Source organism: Telluria mixta, from assembly GCF_029223865.1.
Lineage (GTDB): Bacteria > Pseudomonadota > Gammaproteobacteria > Burkholderiales > Burkholderiaceae_D > Telluria > Telluria mixta.
In genome coordinates, this window is record NZ_CP119520.1 from 6,404,635 (window position 1) to 6,419,300 (window position 14,666).

13 protein-coding genes are annotated in these 14,666 nt (G+C 69.0%); 6 read left to right on the plus strand and 7 right to left on the minus strand.

The window, feature by feature from the left end; genetic code table 11:
- Positions 1-4 precede the first annotated feature (4 nt).
- The 5 genes from P0M04_RS28200 to P0M04_RS28220 form a co-directional block, all read right to left on the minus strand.
- Complete coding sequence (locus tag P0M04_RS28200; RefSeq protein WP_259451035.1) at positions 5-1,000, minus strand: hypothetical protein; 996 nt, start codon at positions 998-1,000, stop codon at positions 5-7.
- A complete protein-coding gene (locus P0M04_RS28205) occupies positions 997-2,028 on the minus strand; it encodes a hypothetical protein (RefSeq protein WP_259451034.1) in 1,032 nt (343 codons plus the stop codon). Before P0M04_RS28205 ends, P0M04_RS28200 begins: the two co-directional genes overlap by 4 nt.
- Entirely contained in the window at positions 2,025-2,588 is a 564-nt protein-coding gene (locus tag P0M04_RS28210; RefSeq protein WP_259451033.1) for a hypothetical protein, read from the minus strand. Before P0M04_RS28210 ends, P0M04_RS28205 begins: the two co-directional genes overlap by 4 nt.
- Positions 2,581-3,801: a hypothetical protein gene (locus P0M04_RS28215; protein ID WP_259451032.1), complete on the minus strand. Its 1,221-nt coding sequence runs from the start codon at positions 3,799-3,801 to the stop codon at positions 2,581-2,583. Before P0M04_RS28215 ends, P0M04_RS28210 begins: the two co-directional genes overlap by 8 nt.
- Before the next feature lie 97 nt (positions 3,802-3,898).
- Positions 3,899-6,925, minus strand: coding sequence for a penicillin-binding transpeptidase domain-containing protein (locus tag P0M04_RS28220; protein WP_259451031.1), 3,027 nt, complete (start codon positions 6,923-6,925; stop codon positions 3,899-3,901).
- A gap of 121 nt (positions 6,926-7,046) precedes the next feature.
- Here P0M04_RS28220 and P0M04_RS28225 point away from each other — a divergent pair, with 121 nt between their 5' ends.
- The 6 genes from P0M04_RS28225 to P0M04_RS28250 all read left to right on the plus strand — a co-directional run bounded on the left by P0M04_RS28225 (position 7,047) and on the right by P0M04_RS28250 (position 11,568).
- The gene (locus P0M04_RS28225) at positions 7,047-7,328 is read left to right on the plus strand and encodes a hypothetical protein (RefSeq protein WP_259451030.1); all 282 of its coding nucleotides are present in this window, start codon (positions 7,047-7,049) and stop codon (positions 7,326-7,328) included.
- Between the two features lie 133 nt (positions 7,329-7,461).
- On the plus strand, positions 7,462-8,040 hold the full coding sequence (locus tag P0M04_RS28230) for a chromosomal replication initiator protein DnaA (protein WP_259451029.1): 579 nt from the start codon (positions 7,462-7,464) through the stop codon (positions 8,038-8,040).
- Positions 8,041-8,096: 56 nt separating this feature from the next.
- Entirely contained in the window at positions 8,097-8,765 is a 669-nt protein-coding gene (locus P0M04_RS28235; RefSeq protein ID WP_259451028.1) for a ribonuclease HI family protein, read from the plus strand.
- Positions 8,746-9,426 (plus strand): HD domain-containing protein, encoded by a 681-nt coding sequence (locus P0M04_RS28240; protein ID WP_259451027.1) that lies wholly within the window; start codon positions 8,746-8,748, stop codon positions 9,424-9,426. The genes P0M04_RS28235 and P0M04_RS28240 overlap by 20 nt, the downstream gene beginning before the upstream one ends.
- Before the next feature lie 73 nt (positions 9,427-9,499).
- Entirely contained in the window at positions 9,500-10,735 is a 1,236-nt protein-coding gene (locus tag P0M04_RS28245; RefSeq protein WP_259451026.1) for an MFS transporter, read from the plus strand.
- Positions 10,732-11,568: an EamA family transporter gene (locus tag P0M04_RS28250; protein WP_259451025.1), complete on the plus strand. Its 837-nt coding sequence runs from the start codon at positions 10,732-10,734 to the stop codon at positions 11,566-11,568. The genes P0M04_RS28245 and P0M04_RS28250 overlap by 4 nt, the downstream gene beginning before the upstream one ends.
- A 2-nt stretch (positions 11,569-11,570) precedes the next feature.
- Here the strand turns inward: P0M04_RS28250 and P0M04_RS28255 are convergent, their stop codons facing one another.
- A complete protein-coding gene (locus P0M04_RS28255; protein WP_259451024.1) occupies positions 11,571-13,085 on the minus strand; it encodes a glycoside hydrolase in 1,515 nt (504 codons plus the stop codon).
- The gene (locus tag P0M04_RS28260; protein ID WP_259451023.1) at positions 13,086-14,666 is read right to left on the minus strand and encodes a tryptophan halogenase family protein; all 1,581 of its coding nucleotides are present in this window, start codon (positions 14,664-14,666) and stop codon (positions 13,086-13,088) included. It abuts the gene before it with no gap.

A 14,666-nucleotide genomic window follows, 5' to 3' on the forward strand; every position in this document is an offset into this window, starting at 1 on the left:
TACATCAAATGATTCCGATCCGCTCCACGCACGCTACGCTCGCGCCGCGCGCACGGACGTCGTCCGCGAAGCCGGCCGGCAAAGCGTCGCGCCATGCGTGCGGCAGGAGAATACGGTCGCCCGGCCCGGCCTCGCGCAGCAGCAGCGCGCATTTCGGCGCGAGCCCGTCGACCGTGTCCACGCGGCCCGCATGCCACGCATCCGAGCATCCCGTCGCCAGCAGCCGGGCGCGCGGCATGAATTCGCGGCCGCGCGCGATGCGGTCGGCCAGCACGAGGGCCAGTTCGTACGAACGGCCCGCGAACGCGGCGTCGCTGAAACGGACCGTCGTACGCCAGCGCCCGACGCCGCGGCCGTCGAAGTGACGCGCGCCGGCCAGCGCCTGGCGCACGGCCAGCTGGCGTGCCGCGTCGGCCCCCGGCACGGCGATCGTCTGTTCCTCGTCGATGCGTTCACCGTCCAGCGGGTGCACGCTCACCTCGACCCAGCCGAGACCATCGCCGTCTCCGCCGCTGTGCAGCGGGAACCATGCGCGGGCGCCGGACACGCGCGCGCCGGGATCGGGATGGCCGTCCAGCTGGCCCAGGTGCGACAGGCCGTCCGGGCCGCCCAGCAGCGCGTCCGGCGACGCATCCGCCACGTCATGGCCGTCCACGCGGCCCAGTTGCCATGCATCCGACCAGCCGTTGGCGACCGGGTCTCCGCGTCCGTGCCACACGCCGCGCACGAGCCGGTCGGCCAAGACAAACGCCAGTTCGCAGTCGCGTCCCGCGGGCGCGCGGTCGACGCTGAGTACGACCTGGTCGCGGCTGTCGATCTTCGCTTCCGTGTGGCGCGCGAGACGGACCACTTGCTGCAGGCGTTCGGCCAATGCCGCGTCACCGGGCACCATGCACTTGACGTCGGCGCGGCCCGCACGCTCGCGCCGCGTGGCCGTCACGGTGAGCAGCGTGCCGTCGGGCAGGCGCGTGCGGCAGAGGGCTTGGGCGGGCCCGCTCATGCCGCCTCCGCGACGTGCTTCGCCGCGCGCCGGCCGGCGCAATCGGCTTCGAGGTTGGCGACGATGCGCTCGGCCTCGTCGTACAGCGCGGCGAGACGCTCGCCTTGCGCGCCTTCCAGGCGGGCCAACAGCGCCCATGCCTCGTCCAGCGCGACGGTCGCGCGGCGGCTGTGGCGCATGCGGCGCAGCTGCTCGTCCAGCACGAGCGGCTGACCCGGCGCGGCCAGCACGAGGGCCGGCATCGTCGTGATCTCGACGGACAGGCGGTCCAGGCGCTGCAGCAAGGCCTGCTGCTGGCGGAACTGGTCCTGCCCGTTCGGCAGCGCGCCGAGGCGCAGGCCGCACATCAGGCAAGGGAGTTCGAGGAACAGGCGGCGCAGCGACTTCGCGTCAAGCATCGCCGGTTCGACTTTTTCCGTCACGGGTGCAGGCGCGGGCGCCGCGGTGCCGACCGCGCGCGCGGCCAGTTGCGCCGCATAGTCGACGCCCTCCAGTTCGACGGGCACGCAATCGTCTACCGTCAGGCCGAAGCGCAGGTACAGCAACCGGTTCAGGCCCTGCCGGAATGCGTTCCACTCGTCGATGTCCGCGCACGGCGGCAGATCCAGCGCGCCCTGCTCCAGCGCGCTGCGCACGGCGCTTTCCACTTTCACTCCCAGTGCATCCAGGTCGACGCGGCCATCCGCTTCGGCGGCCAGGTACAGGTCGAAGCGCTTGCCCGCGGCGGCCGGGTCCTGCGGATCGATGGCGAAGGTCGTGCGCAGGCCGATCTCGGGCGCCTGCGCGTACGGCACCACGTCGAGCGTGTACGGCCCCGGGTGGAATGCCCACGCGAGTTCGCCGGGACGCAGCTCGACCTTTTTCCCGGCCGGGGTCGTGGCGCGGCGCGGGCGTCCGTCCGCGTCGACGATGACGACGGGGCAGCCCGGCGGCGCGGCGCAGCCCGGCGACAGCGGCAGCGCGACGGCCGTGCGGCCGAGGGCGCAGGCGTCGTGAACGGGCGCGGCGCGCTTGAAGAATGGGATCATGGTGTGTCCGCCTCCAGCGGTTCGACGGTAAAACGGGCGCCGTGCGCCTGCAAGTGATCAGAGGGGGCGGCCGCGAACGGCCAGTCGGCTTCGCATTCGCCGTCCGCATCGAGCTGGCCCGCGAGCACCACGCCGCCGGCGCCATCCACGACGCGCAGTGGGGCCCGCGCGACCAGCAGCGCTTCCGCGAACGGGGCCTGCGGCGCCAGCTGCAGGATCGTGCGCCAGCCGCCGCCGGCGGGGATGAAGTGCAGGGTCCACCAGCCGTCGTCCGTCACGATCGCGGCAGGCAGGCCGGTGCTCGCGGCCCGCAGGGCGCCGCGGCTGCCGCGCCAGGCGGTCGATGCGGCGGCCCGCCGCTGCAGGGCGAGATGGCGCAGCCGGCGCACGGTCAATGGCGATGCCTGCAGCGCGGCCCGTTCGCCGGACGTCAGCGGCCGGCTGCCGTCTAGCGCCGCGGCCAGCGTGGCATCGTCCAGCGTCAAGCGGTCGCCATCCTTGCGGCGGGCCAGCAGCAGGGCTTCCTGCAGCCGGCGAGAGCTCGTGTCGTTGCTATGCATCGCTTCCTCGCTTCGTGTCAAAGGCGGCGCTCAATCTCGCGATCGCGGCGTCGCGCCGCTTGCGCAGCGTCGGCAGCGATACCTCGGCCAGCGCCGCCAGCTGCTGCATCGTCGGCAGCGCGCCGGTGGCCGGGTCGCGCCAGGCGTCCGGGTAGCTGTCGTCGTCGGGGCCCAGCAGCTTCGCGTACACGGCCAGCCCCACTGGCAATCCCTCCGCCGCCAGCAGACCGTCCGCCGGCGCTTGCGCAACATAGCCGGGGGGCAGTGAAACGCTCAGCGCGAGGGTCTCCAGACGGGGATCCGCTTCTTCCGGCACCGGATCGGGTTCCGGCGCCGCGTCGTCGAGCGCATCCTGCCGCGCTTCCAGGATGCGATCCGGCCCCGGCGTCGCCGCATTCTCCGATTCCTGCAGCACGCGCCAGTAATCCTCCACCCAGACGGACGCGTCGTCCAGGTCCTGCAGCCAGTCCTCGTCGCGGTTGGCCGACAGCTGTTCGTAATCGCCGATCTCGTGCAGCATCGCGGCGATGCGCTCCGGGCTCGTCTTCAGGCTGGCGAAGCGCTTGGAGCGCGTGTGCAGCGGACCGGGGCCGCCGCCGAATTCTTCCAGCGACGCGCTCCAGCGCAGGATCCACTCGGCGCGGCAATCGTGGATCGTGCGCAGCTGGCGCACTTCGATGGGGTCGGCACCGTCGGCGATCTCGCGGCCGAGGATCGCCCCGACCTGGGCCCGGTGCGCGCGCCAGTTGGCGAACAGGCGCGCGACGTCGTGATAGGCGGTGTCCAACATCCGGTATGCGTACATACGGTTCGGGCTGCACGGGCGGCCGCAGGCGTCCTGGTAGTTGTCGGCATCGACGCGGTCGCGCAGCACGGCGTACATGTCGTTCACCTTCTTGCGCAGCAGGGCGTCGCCCGCCTGGCCGTCCGCCAGCGCGGCGCACAAGGCGTCCCAGTCGGCCGGACGGGCGCCCAGCTCGACGACGAGCGTCAGCGCCAGTTCGTAGACCGTATCGCCATAGCCGTTACCGGCTGCCCGGGCGCGGGCACTGTGGCGCTGGGCCAGGAGCTGGTCCGTCATGCGTTCCACGTAGCTCTCCAGGTCCGGATGTGCAGGATCGAAGCCGCGCAGCGCGGCGAGCGAGCACTGTCCCAGCAACTTGCGCACTTCTTCCCAGCCCGGTTCCTGGTACCGGGTTCCCGGCAAACGCATAAATCCTCTTCGATGTTCGGCCGCTAATAGCAGGACCGTAACAGATCATGCCACAGAAACACATCGGATAGGCGCGCAGATGAGTGGGAAAAACCCCTCAATTCGACCCGTTGGCGGAGAGCGCTCCCAGGACGGCCGCGGCGACGGGCGCCGCGTGCTCGCCGCCCGTCGCTTCCGACCGGCTGACGAAGACGGCGACGGCCAGCCGGTGCTCCTGGCCGGGCACGCTGTGCGGCTCCAGCCAGCCCGTGAACCAGACGGTCGCCAGCGATCCGTCGCCCACCGGCGCCGTCCCCGTCTTGCCGGACAGGCCGCGCCGGATACCGGACAATGCCGGCGCGCGGAAGGCGCCGGATGCCGTGCCCACGTCGACGACGCCTTTCATGCCGGCGCGCACGCGATCCAGGCGGACGCCCAGCGCCGGTCCGTTCGCAGGCGCGGCCGCCCTGCCGTCGAGCTCCCCCAGCAGGTGCGGCACGACCGCCCGCCCCTGCCCGACGGCGCCGGCGACGAGCGCCATCTGCAGCGGCGTCGCCTGCATGCGCAGGCCGATCGCCATCTGGCGCAGTTCGTGACGCGTGTGGACGGGGTCGATGGCGGCCGGCGTCGCCTGCAGCGCGTCCCACGCCGACCAGCCGAAGTTCTCCGGCAGCAGGCCGCCGTCCAGCCGCAGCGGCTGGCCGAAGCCGAGCCGGCGCGCCATCGCGACGATGGGACGGACCGGGTCCAGCGCACCGGGGTCCAGCGGCTGCAGGTCGGGCACGCCGCCGTCAGGCCGGCCGAGAAGACTCCTGTCGGACAGTTCTCCCGTCCACGCGAACCACGTGTTCAGGCTGTAGGTCAGCGCCTGCGCGAGACCCAGGCGGCCGTCCTGGGCGCGCCGGTCGAGACCCTGGTCGCGGAAATTCGTGATGCGCGCGCGGCTGTCGACGGGGTAAGTCGGCGCATCCGTGCGGAAGTCGAAACCCCGCTCGTGCGCGGCGGCATTGATGCCGGCCAGCGGCAGGCCGTCCAGCAAGGCGTCCAGCTGGCGATCGGACTTCGCCGCCAGTTCCAGGCCGAGGGCGCTGACGATCTTGAACGTCGACCCGGGCGCCCGCTCGGCGCCGCCGTCGTGCTGCAGCGCGGGCAGGCGCAGCGGGCTCGCGGCCGGGTCGATCCTGTCGAAGTCGCGCGCCTCGCGCCAGTTGTCGGTCGTCACGGCCGGCATTCCCGCCCCGGCCGCGGCCAGGATCGCGCCCGTCTCCGTGTCTAGCACGACGACGCCCGCCTGGCGGCCCGCCGGCACCGGTCCGGCGGCCGTGCACGCCCGGCCATCCCAGTGCCCGCGCCGCAGCGCGATGCAGTCGAGCGCCGCCTGCGCGGCCGTCTGCAGGCGCAGGTCCAGCGTGAGGCGGGCCGCATGACGGTCGCCCGGTACCCGGCCCAGCAGCGTAGCGACACTGCCCGCCTGGCCGGCCCGTACGCCCAGCATCGTGGCGAGGCCGGCCGCGCGCGCCGCCTCGGTCGGGGCGCCGTCGCGCCACAGCGGCACGCCGTTGCGGTCCGCCAGCACCACCTCCGCCAGCCGCGCGGACGGCCGGGACGTGGCCGGGCCCAGCGCGTGCCAGGCAAGGCGGCCGTCGCGCACGGCCAGGTGCCGGTAGCGCGCGTCGCCCGGCGTGGCCAGGGCGCCCTGCGCCAGCGGTTCCGCATCGATCACGATCTCGCGGCCTTCGGTCAGCAGGTCGAGCACCTGCACCTCGTCCGGCGCCATGCACGCGCGGCCGTCGCAGCCGGGCTGCGGATCGGACCGCAACCGGGCTCCGGTCACGTGGCGCAGGCGTCCCGCCAGCATCAGCCGGACACTGCCCGCCCGCTCCGGTACCGTCAGGCGCAGGCGCGCCACGCCGCCATCCGCCGGCCACGCGCCGATCCGCTGCCACGGCGCCCAGCCCTGCGGCAGCCGGGCGAACAGGCGCGCGCTGGCCGGGGGCATGTCGTCGGCCAGCGGCACGGGCACCGTCGTCGTTCCCTGCATGACTTCCGCGCGCCACGTCGCCGTCACGCCGGCCGGCAGGCGCCACGCGAGCAGCCGCCGCTCGGCATTGAAGATGCGCACCTGTTCGCGCACGAAATCGCCGTCCGCGCGACGATACAACCGTTCCAGCAGGCGCAGCGCGGCGCCGTCGAGGTTCACGCCATCCCACGGCGTCTTGCCGGCCGCGCGCCACGCGGCGAGGTCCGGCGGGGCCAGCTCGGCCAGGCCGTTTGCGCCCAGGCGCACGAGGCCGCGGGCCTGCAACTGGGCGAACAGCTGCTCGTCTTCCATGGCCGCCGCCGGGGCCGCCGGCACGCGGTAGTCGCCGGGCGGCAGCATCGCCTCGACGGCGTTGCCCTGCGCCGGCAGCGCGACAACCAGTGCGCGTGCCGTCGGCGCCGGACGGTAGAGCTGGACGAGGAGTTCGCCGGCGGCCGGACATGTGCTGCTGGCCCGGTGCCGCAGCCGCAGCGCGCCGTCCGGCCACGTCAGCCATCCTTCGCCGCCCGGCGCGACCTGGGCAGTGGCGCCGGCCCACCGGGCCTGCCCGTCCCAGCGCACGTCCAGCGGCGAGCCGGCGCGGCCGTCCACGCGCACGCGCGGCATGGCGCCTTCGGCCAGCAGCACGTTGCGTGGCGCGGCCAGGCCGGCCACGTCGGCGAACGTCCAGCCGATCCGCAGCGGCAGCAGGCGGCCGGGACGCGTGCGGTCGGCGAGCTGGTCGCACAGATCGACGCGCTGCCCGGGTCCGGCGCGCATGCCGGACAGGATCAGCAGCGCCGCGTCGCCCTGCGTGCGCACCGTCACGCCCGGAGTGTCGGGCACCGTGAACGCGAGGCCGGGCAGCACGGCCGTCAGGCGCGCGGCGCCGTCGCCCGGGGGCGTCTCGCCGGCCACCGCCAGCCAGCGCGCGTGCACGACGATGAGCGCGGCGCCCGCCGCGGCCAGCAGCACGCAGCCGGCCGTCAGCCAGCGCAGCGGCGCGGGTGCGCGTGCGCTTTGCGTGACGACGGCTGCGTGCGTGCGCCCGCCGGCACGCAGGTTGCGCGCGCGCCGCAGGCGCGTCCGGTTGGCCGCGACGGCCTCGACGAGCGTTCCGATCATCGCTGGGTTCTCCCTCGTTGTGTTCGCGTGCGCCTAGCCGGGGGCGTGTGAAAGCCGGTCCCGCTTATCTGCGCTTCATCCTGCATTTCGTGCGGTTCGTCGCACGCAGGTGGAGACGAGGATGGCGCGCGACTACAGTACAACCATCGACAAACGCTTCACCATCAACCCCGAGGAGAGCATCATGAACGTCATCAAGCACATGGAAGCCGCCTTCATCGTCGCACTGGGCCTGGCCGCCGCCGGCAGCGTCGCACTCGACAGCGCCAAGCCCGCACAGGCCACGGCACCCGTCGTCGCCACGACCGCCGGCATCCCTGTGGTGCACGTCACCGCCAAGCGCCTGACCCCGGTCGAGAAACAGCAGTTGCTGGCGCTGGAACGCGTGCGGAGCCGCGCATGATGTGCACGGCGGGGATGGCCGTTGCTATCCCCGCACAGAATCTGTTTCAAGTGTAAGCATCTGCTTCAGTAGCTGAATCGTTCCGCCGAGCGCGCTATATTGGTCACATCCGAAGTCCGGATTGGAGACCAACATGAAACGCCTCGCACTTGCCGCCTTGATCGCCATCGGCGCCGCCGCCGCCCCCCTTCCTTCCATGGCTTACAGCGATGTCAGCCTTTACATCAGCACCGCCCCGCCGGCCCCGTTGTACGAACGCGCCCCCGCGCCGCGCCACGGCTATGTGTGGGCACCCGGCCACTGGGAATGGAGCGGCCGGCGCCATACGTGGGCACCGGGTTACTGGGTTGCCGAGCGTCCGGGCTATGTCTACCGCGCACCGGCCTGGTATCAGGGCAACGGCGGCTGGTACATGCAGCCCGCCGCCTGGACACCGTACGGCCCCGACCGCGACCGCGACGGCGTGCCCGACCGCTTGGAGCGCCGCTATGACCGAGGCTATGACCGCGGCTACGAGCGGAATTATTACTACAACGACCGCCCGAACTATCGGGACCGTGATCGCGACGGTATCCCCGACCGCTACGAACGCGGCGGCCGCCGCTGGGACGAAGACCGCGACGGCGTGCCGAACCGCTACGACCGCGACCGCGACGGCGACGGCGTGCCGAACCGCTGGGATCACCGGCCGGACAATCCGTACCGCCGCTGACACCGACAAACAGCGCCGCACGCCGGCGCTGTTTTTCTTTGTAGTATCCTCTCGGCATGAACGAATTCCCCGACCTGGACCGGATCGCCTACAAGGCCGAGCGCGCGGCCAGCCGCCGCCTGGCGCAGGCCGAAGGACTGTCCGCCGGCCAGGCGCTGCGCCGGACGCTGGAACTGGCGGCCGGTGCCGCGGGCCTGGCCGCCCTCGTCGAGATGCGCACCGGCATGCTCGCGGCGCAGGCGGCGCGCGACGCTGCCCGCGCCTCCGCAAAAGCCGCTGCGACCTCACGGCACGATGCGCAGCCGACCGCATGGCGCGCCTGGTTCGACGGCTCCGCGAAGCCGAACCCGGGCCGCTGCGGCATCGGCGTGCGGATCGAAGGTCCGGATGGCGTACACATCGAACTCGCCCAACCGGCCGGCCACGGCAACAGCAGCGAAGCGGAATACCGCGCGCTGATCGCCCTGCTGGAAACGGCCGTCGCGCACGGCGCGCACGCACTGACTATTCATGGCGACAGCCGGGTCGTGATCGACGACGTGACCGGCCCCGACCTGTACGCCGCGCCCGCGCTGGCCGGCTACCGGGCCCGCGCGCTGGTGCTGCTGGCCCTTCTACCCGACGTGCGCCTGCGCTGGGTGCCGCGCCACAAGAACACCGGGGCCGATGCGTTGTCGCAGCGCGCCCTCATTTCCGTAGACTCCAATGCAAGCATTCCATCCTGAACTTGAAAGCTGGCGTCCCCGCCTCGCCCAACTGGCCGCACAAGCGGTCGCCGACCAGGGCCCCGACGGTGCCCATGACCTGAACCACTTCGAACGCGTCTGGCGCAATGCGCAGGCGCTGCTGGCGCAGTACCGCGAGGCCGATGCTCTCGTCGTGCTGGCCGCATGCTATCTGCACGACCTCGTCAACGTGCCGAAGGACGATCTGCGCCGCAGCAGCGCGTCGCGCCTGTCGGCCGGGCTGGCGCGCGAGCGGCTGGCGGCGCTCGGCTTCCCGGCGGACAAGCTGGCGGCCATCGCCCACGCGATCGAAGCGCACAGCTTTTCCGCCGGCGTTCCCGCAACGACGCTGGAAGCGCGCATCGTGCAGGATGCCGACCGCCTGGACGGGCTGGGCGCCGTCGGGCTCGCGCGCATGTTCTATATCGCCGGCCGCATGGGCAGTGCGCTCGCCCACGGCAGCGATCCGCTCGCACTGGACCGTGCGCTCGACGACAAATCGTATTCGCTCGACCACATCGAGGCGAAGCTGGCGCGCCTGCCGGGCATGATGCAGACGGACGCGGGACGCCGGCTTGCCGAGGCCCGGCTGGCCACGTTGACGGCTTTCCGCACCGCGTTCGCGGCCGAATGGACTGGCATCACGCACGTGGAAGCTTGATCGGCAGGCAACCTGTTGTCTCCACGGCAATCGGTGCTACCATAGGCGTTTTCCGCATCGACACGGGACGCCCATGGCCAAAAGCGCGAACCTGAATTTCGTCCTCATCTGCGTGTTCGTCGACATGCTCGGCATCGGCCTCATCGTGCCCGTGCTGCCGAGCCTCGTGGGCGAGTTCGTCCAGAACCGCGCGCAGCAGGCCCTGTGGTACGGCGTGCTGGGCGCCACGTTCGGGCTGATGCAATTCCTGTTCATGCCGATGGTGGGCGCGCTGTCCGACCGCATCGGCCGCCGCCCCGTGCTGCTGTATTCGATGGGCGGCATGTGCATCAACTTCCTCGCGACCGCCTGGGCGCCCAATCTTGCCTGCCTGTTCATCGGGCGCGTGATCGGCGGGGCGTCGTCGGCCAGCATGTCCGTCGCGTCCGCGTATGCGTCGGACGTGTCGACGCCGGAAAACCGCGCGAAAAGCTTCGGCAAGATCGGCGCCGCGTTCGGCTTCGGCTTCGTCTGCGGACCGATCCTGGGCGGCCTGCTGGGCAATATGGGACTACACCTGCCGTTCTACGTGGCGGCCGCGCTGTCCGCCGCCAACTTCGCCTACGGCTATTTCGCCGTGCCGGAATCGCTGCCGCGCGAGCGCCGCGCACCGTTCCAGTGGTCGCGCATCAACCCGTTCGGCTCCCTGCTGCGCCTCGCGCGCCGCACCGACATCCGCGGCCTGATCGTCGTCTACACGCTCGTCGCCTTCGGCCAGATGATGCTGCAGTCGACGTGGGTCCTGTTCACGACGTTCCGCTTCGGCTGGACGCCGCGCGACAACGGCATCGCCCTGTTCTGCGTGGGCGTGTGCTCGATCGTCGTGCAGGCGGGACTGCTCGCGCCGCTGATCCGGCGCTTCGGCGAGGTGCGGCTGTCTCTGATCGGCCTCGCGTCCGGCGCCGTCACCTACTTCCTGTACGCGATCGCGACGCACGGCTGGATGATGTACGTCTTCATCCTCTGCAACCTGCTGTCGTTCGCGGCGGGGCCCGCACTGCAGGGCATCCTGTCGAAATCGTCGTCGAGCCGCGAACAGGGTGAACTGATGGGCTCCCTGCAATCGATCAGCAGCATCGGCCTCGTCGTCTCGCCGCTCGTCGGTACCCTGCTGCTGGGCGCGGCGAGCGACCTGCCGCCGCAGGACTGGCGCGTGGGCGGGCCGTTCTTCCTCTGTGCCGCGATGCAGGCCGCGGCGCTGCTCGTCGCGCACCGCTACTTCCGCAGCCACGGCATTCCGGAGACGGCACCGGCCGCCGAGCAGGCGTGACGCCGGCCGTCCTGCTCGCGGTGCTCGGCGCGGCGCTGCTGCACGCGAGCTGGAACACGCTGCTCAAGCGGCGCGGCGAACCGCTGCTCGCGACGGTGCTCGTGGTCGCGGGATCGGCCGGCGTCGCCATCGTGCTGCTGCCTGTCTTGCCGGCGCCGGCACGGGACAGTTGGCCGTTCATCGCGGCGTCGGGCGCCGTCCAGACGATCTACTACCTGCTGCTCATCGAAACCTACCGCGACGGCCAGGTCAGCCACGCGTATCCGCTGATGCGCGGTTGCGCGCCGCTGCTCGTCGCGTTGATCAACGGCCCGCTGACGGGCGACCGGCTGAGCGCCGGCCAGTGGCTCGCGATGCTCCTGATCTGCGGCGGCGTGCTGGGTCAATGGCTCGCCGCGCCAGCCGCAGGCGCGCGTCGCACGACCGTGTTCGCGCTGCTGACGGCCGGGGTGATCGCGACCTATACGCTGATCGACGGCCAGGGCGTACGGCTTTCCGGTGCGCCGGCCGCGTACACGCTGTGGATCTTCCTGCTGACAGGCAGCTGCGTGTGCGCGTGGACAGCCCGAGGCCGTATGCGGCTGCTTGTCTCGTTCGCACGTGAGAATCCGCTCGTGGCACCGCTGGGCGGCCTCGCATCGGTGGGATCGTACGGCATCGCGCTGTGGGCGATGACGCGCGCGCCGGTCGCGGCGGTTGCGGCGCTGCGCGAGACGTCGATCCTGTTCGCGACCGCGATCGCCGCCTTCATCCTGCGCGAACGCATCGGCCGCGCACGGCTGGCAGCCGTCACCCTGATCGCGTGCGGCGCCGTTGCGATGCGGCTTGCCTGAGCCTATTTTTGAGGTGTCGCGACGACGGTCACCACCGACATGGGTCGCGAATGCACGGTCAACCTGGCGGCGCACGAAGCGGGTTTCGACGTCGCGAGGCTGTCGTTTGCCTGCGTAATAAAGGTTTTGCACGTCAATTTGCCGCGTTTCGTATCCGGCAGCCGGATGTCCAGAATCCGCGATACGATCCCCGGATTGACTGCCACGATGACGACTTCATTCGTCTCGGGATTTTCAGCCACCAATGCATCCGGGTGATCGGATTTCAGGAAGCGATATCCCGGCCTGATGAATCTCGTGAAATTGGCAAACGCCCAGAATTTCTTCGTAATCTGATATTCCGGCCGCTCCAGGTTTGAAAAATCAGCCTTGATCAATCCCCAATTCGAGCTGTTCTTCGGATCGGAAGACCTGTTTTCGATGGCTTGCCACAGCACCCACGCGCGGGGATTCATGCTGTTAATGTCGGTAACGATCTGCTGAGCCAGTGCGATGGCTGGACGCATGTCATTGATGTCTTCACGCACATTGCTGGGCGAGAGGTCGACTTCCGACATCCATAACCGTTTGCCAGAAGTTTCCGCGATATCCCGGACCCCGCTTTTTGCTATCCATTCGTAGGTGTGGACGTTGATTTGGCGGATAACAGCTTTCGCATCGGCCGACAGACCAGCCCAATCGACGAAAAAGGTCTGAGGATTGGTCTCGTCCGGTCCGGCTATCTCCGTCGTCATGCCCTGTTGTTTCAATACCTGCGCCAACGCCACGAACATGCGCGACTGCCCTTCGGGCGACCAATGCGCGCCCTCTTGCTTGTTCGTGGAAAACCAATAAGGCGTATTGGGCTCGTTGATCGGAGAGAGTGTCCTGAATCGAATGCCATGCCGCCGCTCGAGCTCCGCCGTGACTCGCGCCAGATACCTCGCAAATTGGGTTTCGAATCCCGGAAGAAGGTTATCCTCCAACCCGTTGACGTTACCGGAGACCAGCCCGCTGCGGGTCATGAAATAGGGAGGGGAGTTCGAAAACGCTTCCAGGATCAAATCGCGCGGCGCTACCCGCGTCTTGATTGCATCGAGCCACCAGCGCTGCCCCGCATCCGCGGACCAGTCCCAGGCATCGTCGGCATCCGGGTTCCACCCATCTGCGCCCGGCTTGCGCCAGAATCCGGGAACATCCCCGCCGGGGCGCAGATACGGCGGCGTGTCCGGCGCATTGCCGCCACCGATGTTGTAACGCGCGATATTCAGCGCAAGACCTTCCGGCCCATAGAGCAAATCGGCCAATTGCGTCCGATGTGGCTCGGCGAATCGCCCGCTCACATGGGCAAACCAGGCAAGCGCGGTTCCCCATCCTTCAAACGGCGGACCCGGATGCCGCCAGTCGACCTTCACAGCGGCGGAGACACCCGGCGACTTGTCGTTATTGTTGTCGGCACGGGCACCGCTTGCCAGGACACACAATCCGATGACAACCACACACCTTGACGACATGATCCGCAGTGAACGAGCGATCATTCAGCGATTCTCCATGACCGAGGTCAGCTTCTTTTCCTTGATGTAGGCGGCATGATCCGGAAGCCTCGACACGATTTTTTTAAAGTTGCGCTCAAGATTGTTGTACGCATTCGCGAGGACGGCGTCGTCTTGCAGGGCCATGGTCGGCATATACGTTTTTGGTTGAATCCCCTGCCCCAACAGGACGGCGTGCCAGGACGTGCTCTGGAACAGTTCTTCAGCAGCGAGGTTCAGCTGTCCACGCTCACGGAACAGCTCAATACGTTCCTGGAGGCTGTCCGGAATCCGCATGGCTTTCACGTAGCGCCATAATGCCGAGTCGTCGCGCTCGGTGGCGTGATAATGCAGGATGAGGAAGTCCCTGACGTTTTCGATTTCCCGGACCGCTTCCTTATTGAAAGCCTGTGCGCACACCGGAGAAAACCCGGTATCCGGGAAGTACCTGATGAGCCGCTGGATGCTGGATTGAATAAAGTAAATGCTGGTCGACTCCAGCGGCTCGAGAAACCCGCTGGCAAGCCCGATGGCCACCACGTTCTTGTACCAGGGCGTCTTGCGCCGTCCTGCCGTGAACTTGATGCGGTTGATCGGCGCGAGTGGCTCCCCCTCCAGTCCATCCAGCAGACACCGCTCTGCCGCCTCATCCGAGGTAAATTCGCTCGAATACACCACACCGTTACCCACGCGATGTTGCAAAGGTATCCGCCACTGCCACCCAAAAGGCCTGGCCGTGGAAATCGTATAGGGCGTCAGAGCCAGCCTTTGTTCACAAGGCACTGCACAGGCGCGATTCATCGGCAGCCAGCGTGACCAGTCTTCATAGTCGACACCCAGTTCCTGCCCGAGAAGCATGGCCCGCTGTCCGGAGCAATCGATGAACAAGTCACCCGACACAAGCTCGCCCGACTTGAGTTTCAGACCCCTGATGTGTCCATTTTCAGAGTCGTGTTCCGCCGTCAGCATGTCGCCGATCTTGTGCGACACGCCGCGCGCGATGCAGACGCCCTTCAAATAGGTTGCATAGCGGCCGGCGTCGAAGTGATAGGCCGACTGGAGGTGCTGCAGTGGATCGCCCGGCCGTTCGGACGCGGGCGCGAATACGTTGTTTCGCGCTGCCAACGTACATAGCGAGAATTCGGAGAAGTCGGCAACCTGCCCCTTCTCCTTCAAACGCAGCCAGTACTGGAAGAAGTAGCCGATGTCGCGTTCCACCCCATACGCGCCGAACGGGTGGAAATACGTCGAACGTTCATTCAGCCATCCACGGAATTCGATACCGAGTTTGAAGGTCGCACCGGTGGCGCGTATGAACTCCGCTTCATCGATACCGATCATGTCGTGAAACGTGCGGATCGGCGGAATCGTCGCTTCTCCGACGCCGACCGTGCCGATGGCGTCGGACTCGACCAGGACGATCTCGACGGCCTGACCGAACGTGTGGGACAACGCGGCCGCCGTCATCCATCCGGCGGTGCCGCCGCCGAGAATGACGACTTTATGAATCCATTTATCCTTGACCATCCTATCCCCTTGAAGGCTGAAAAAACGCGCCGGGGAAAGACCCGCGGCGCGTTCGCTCAT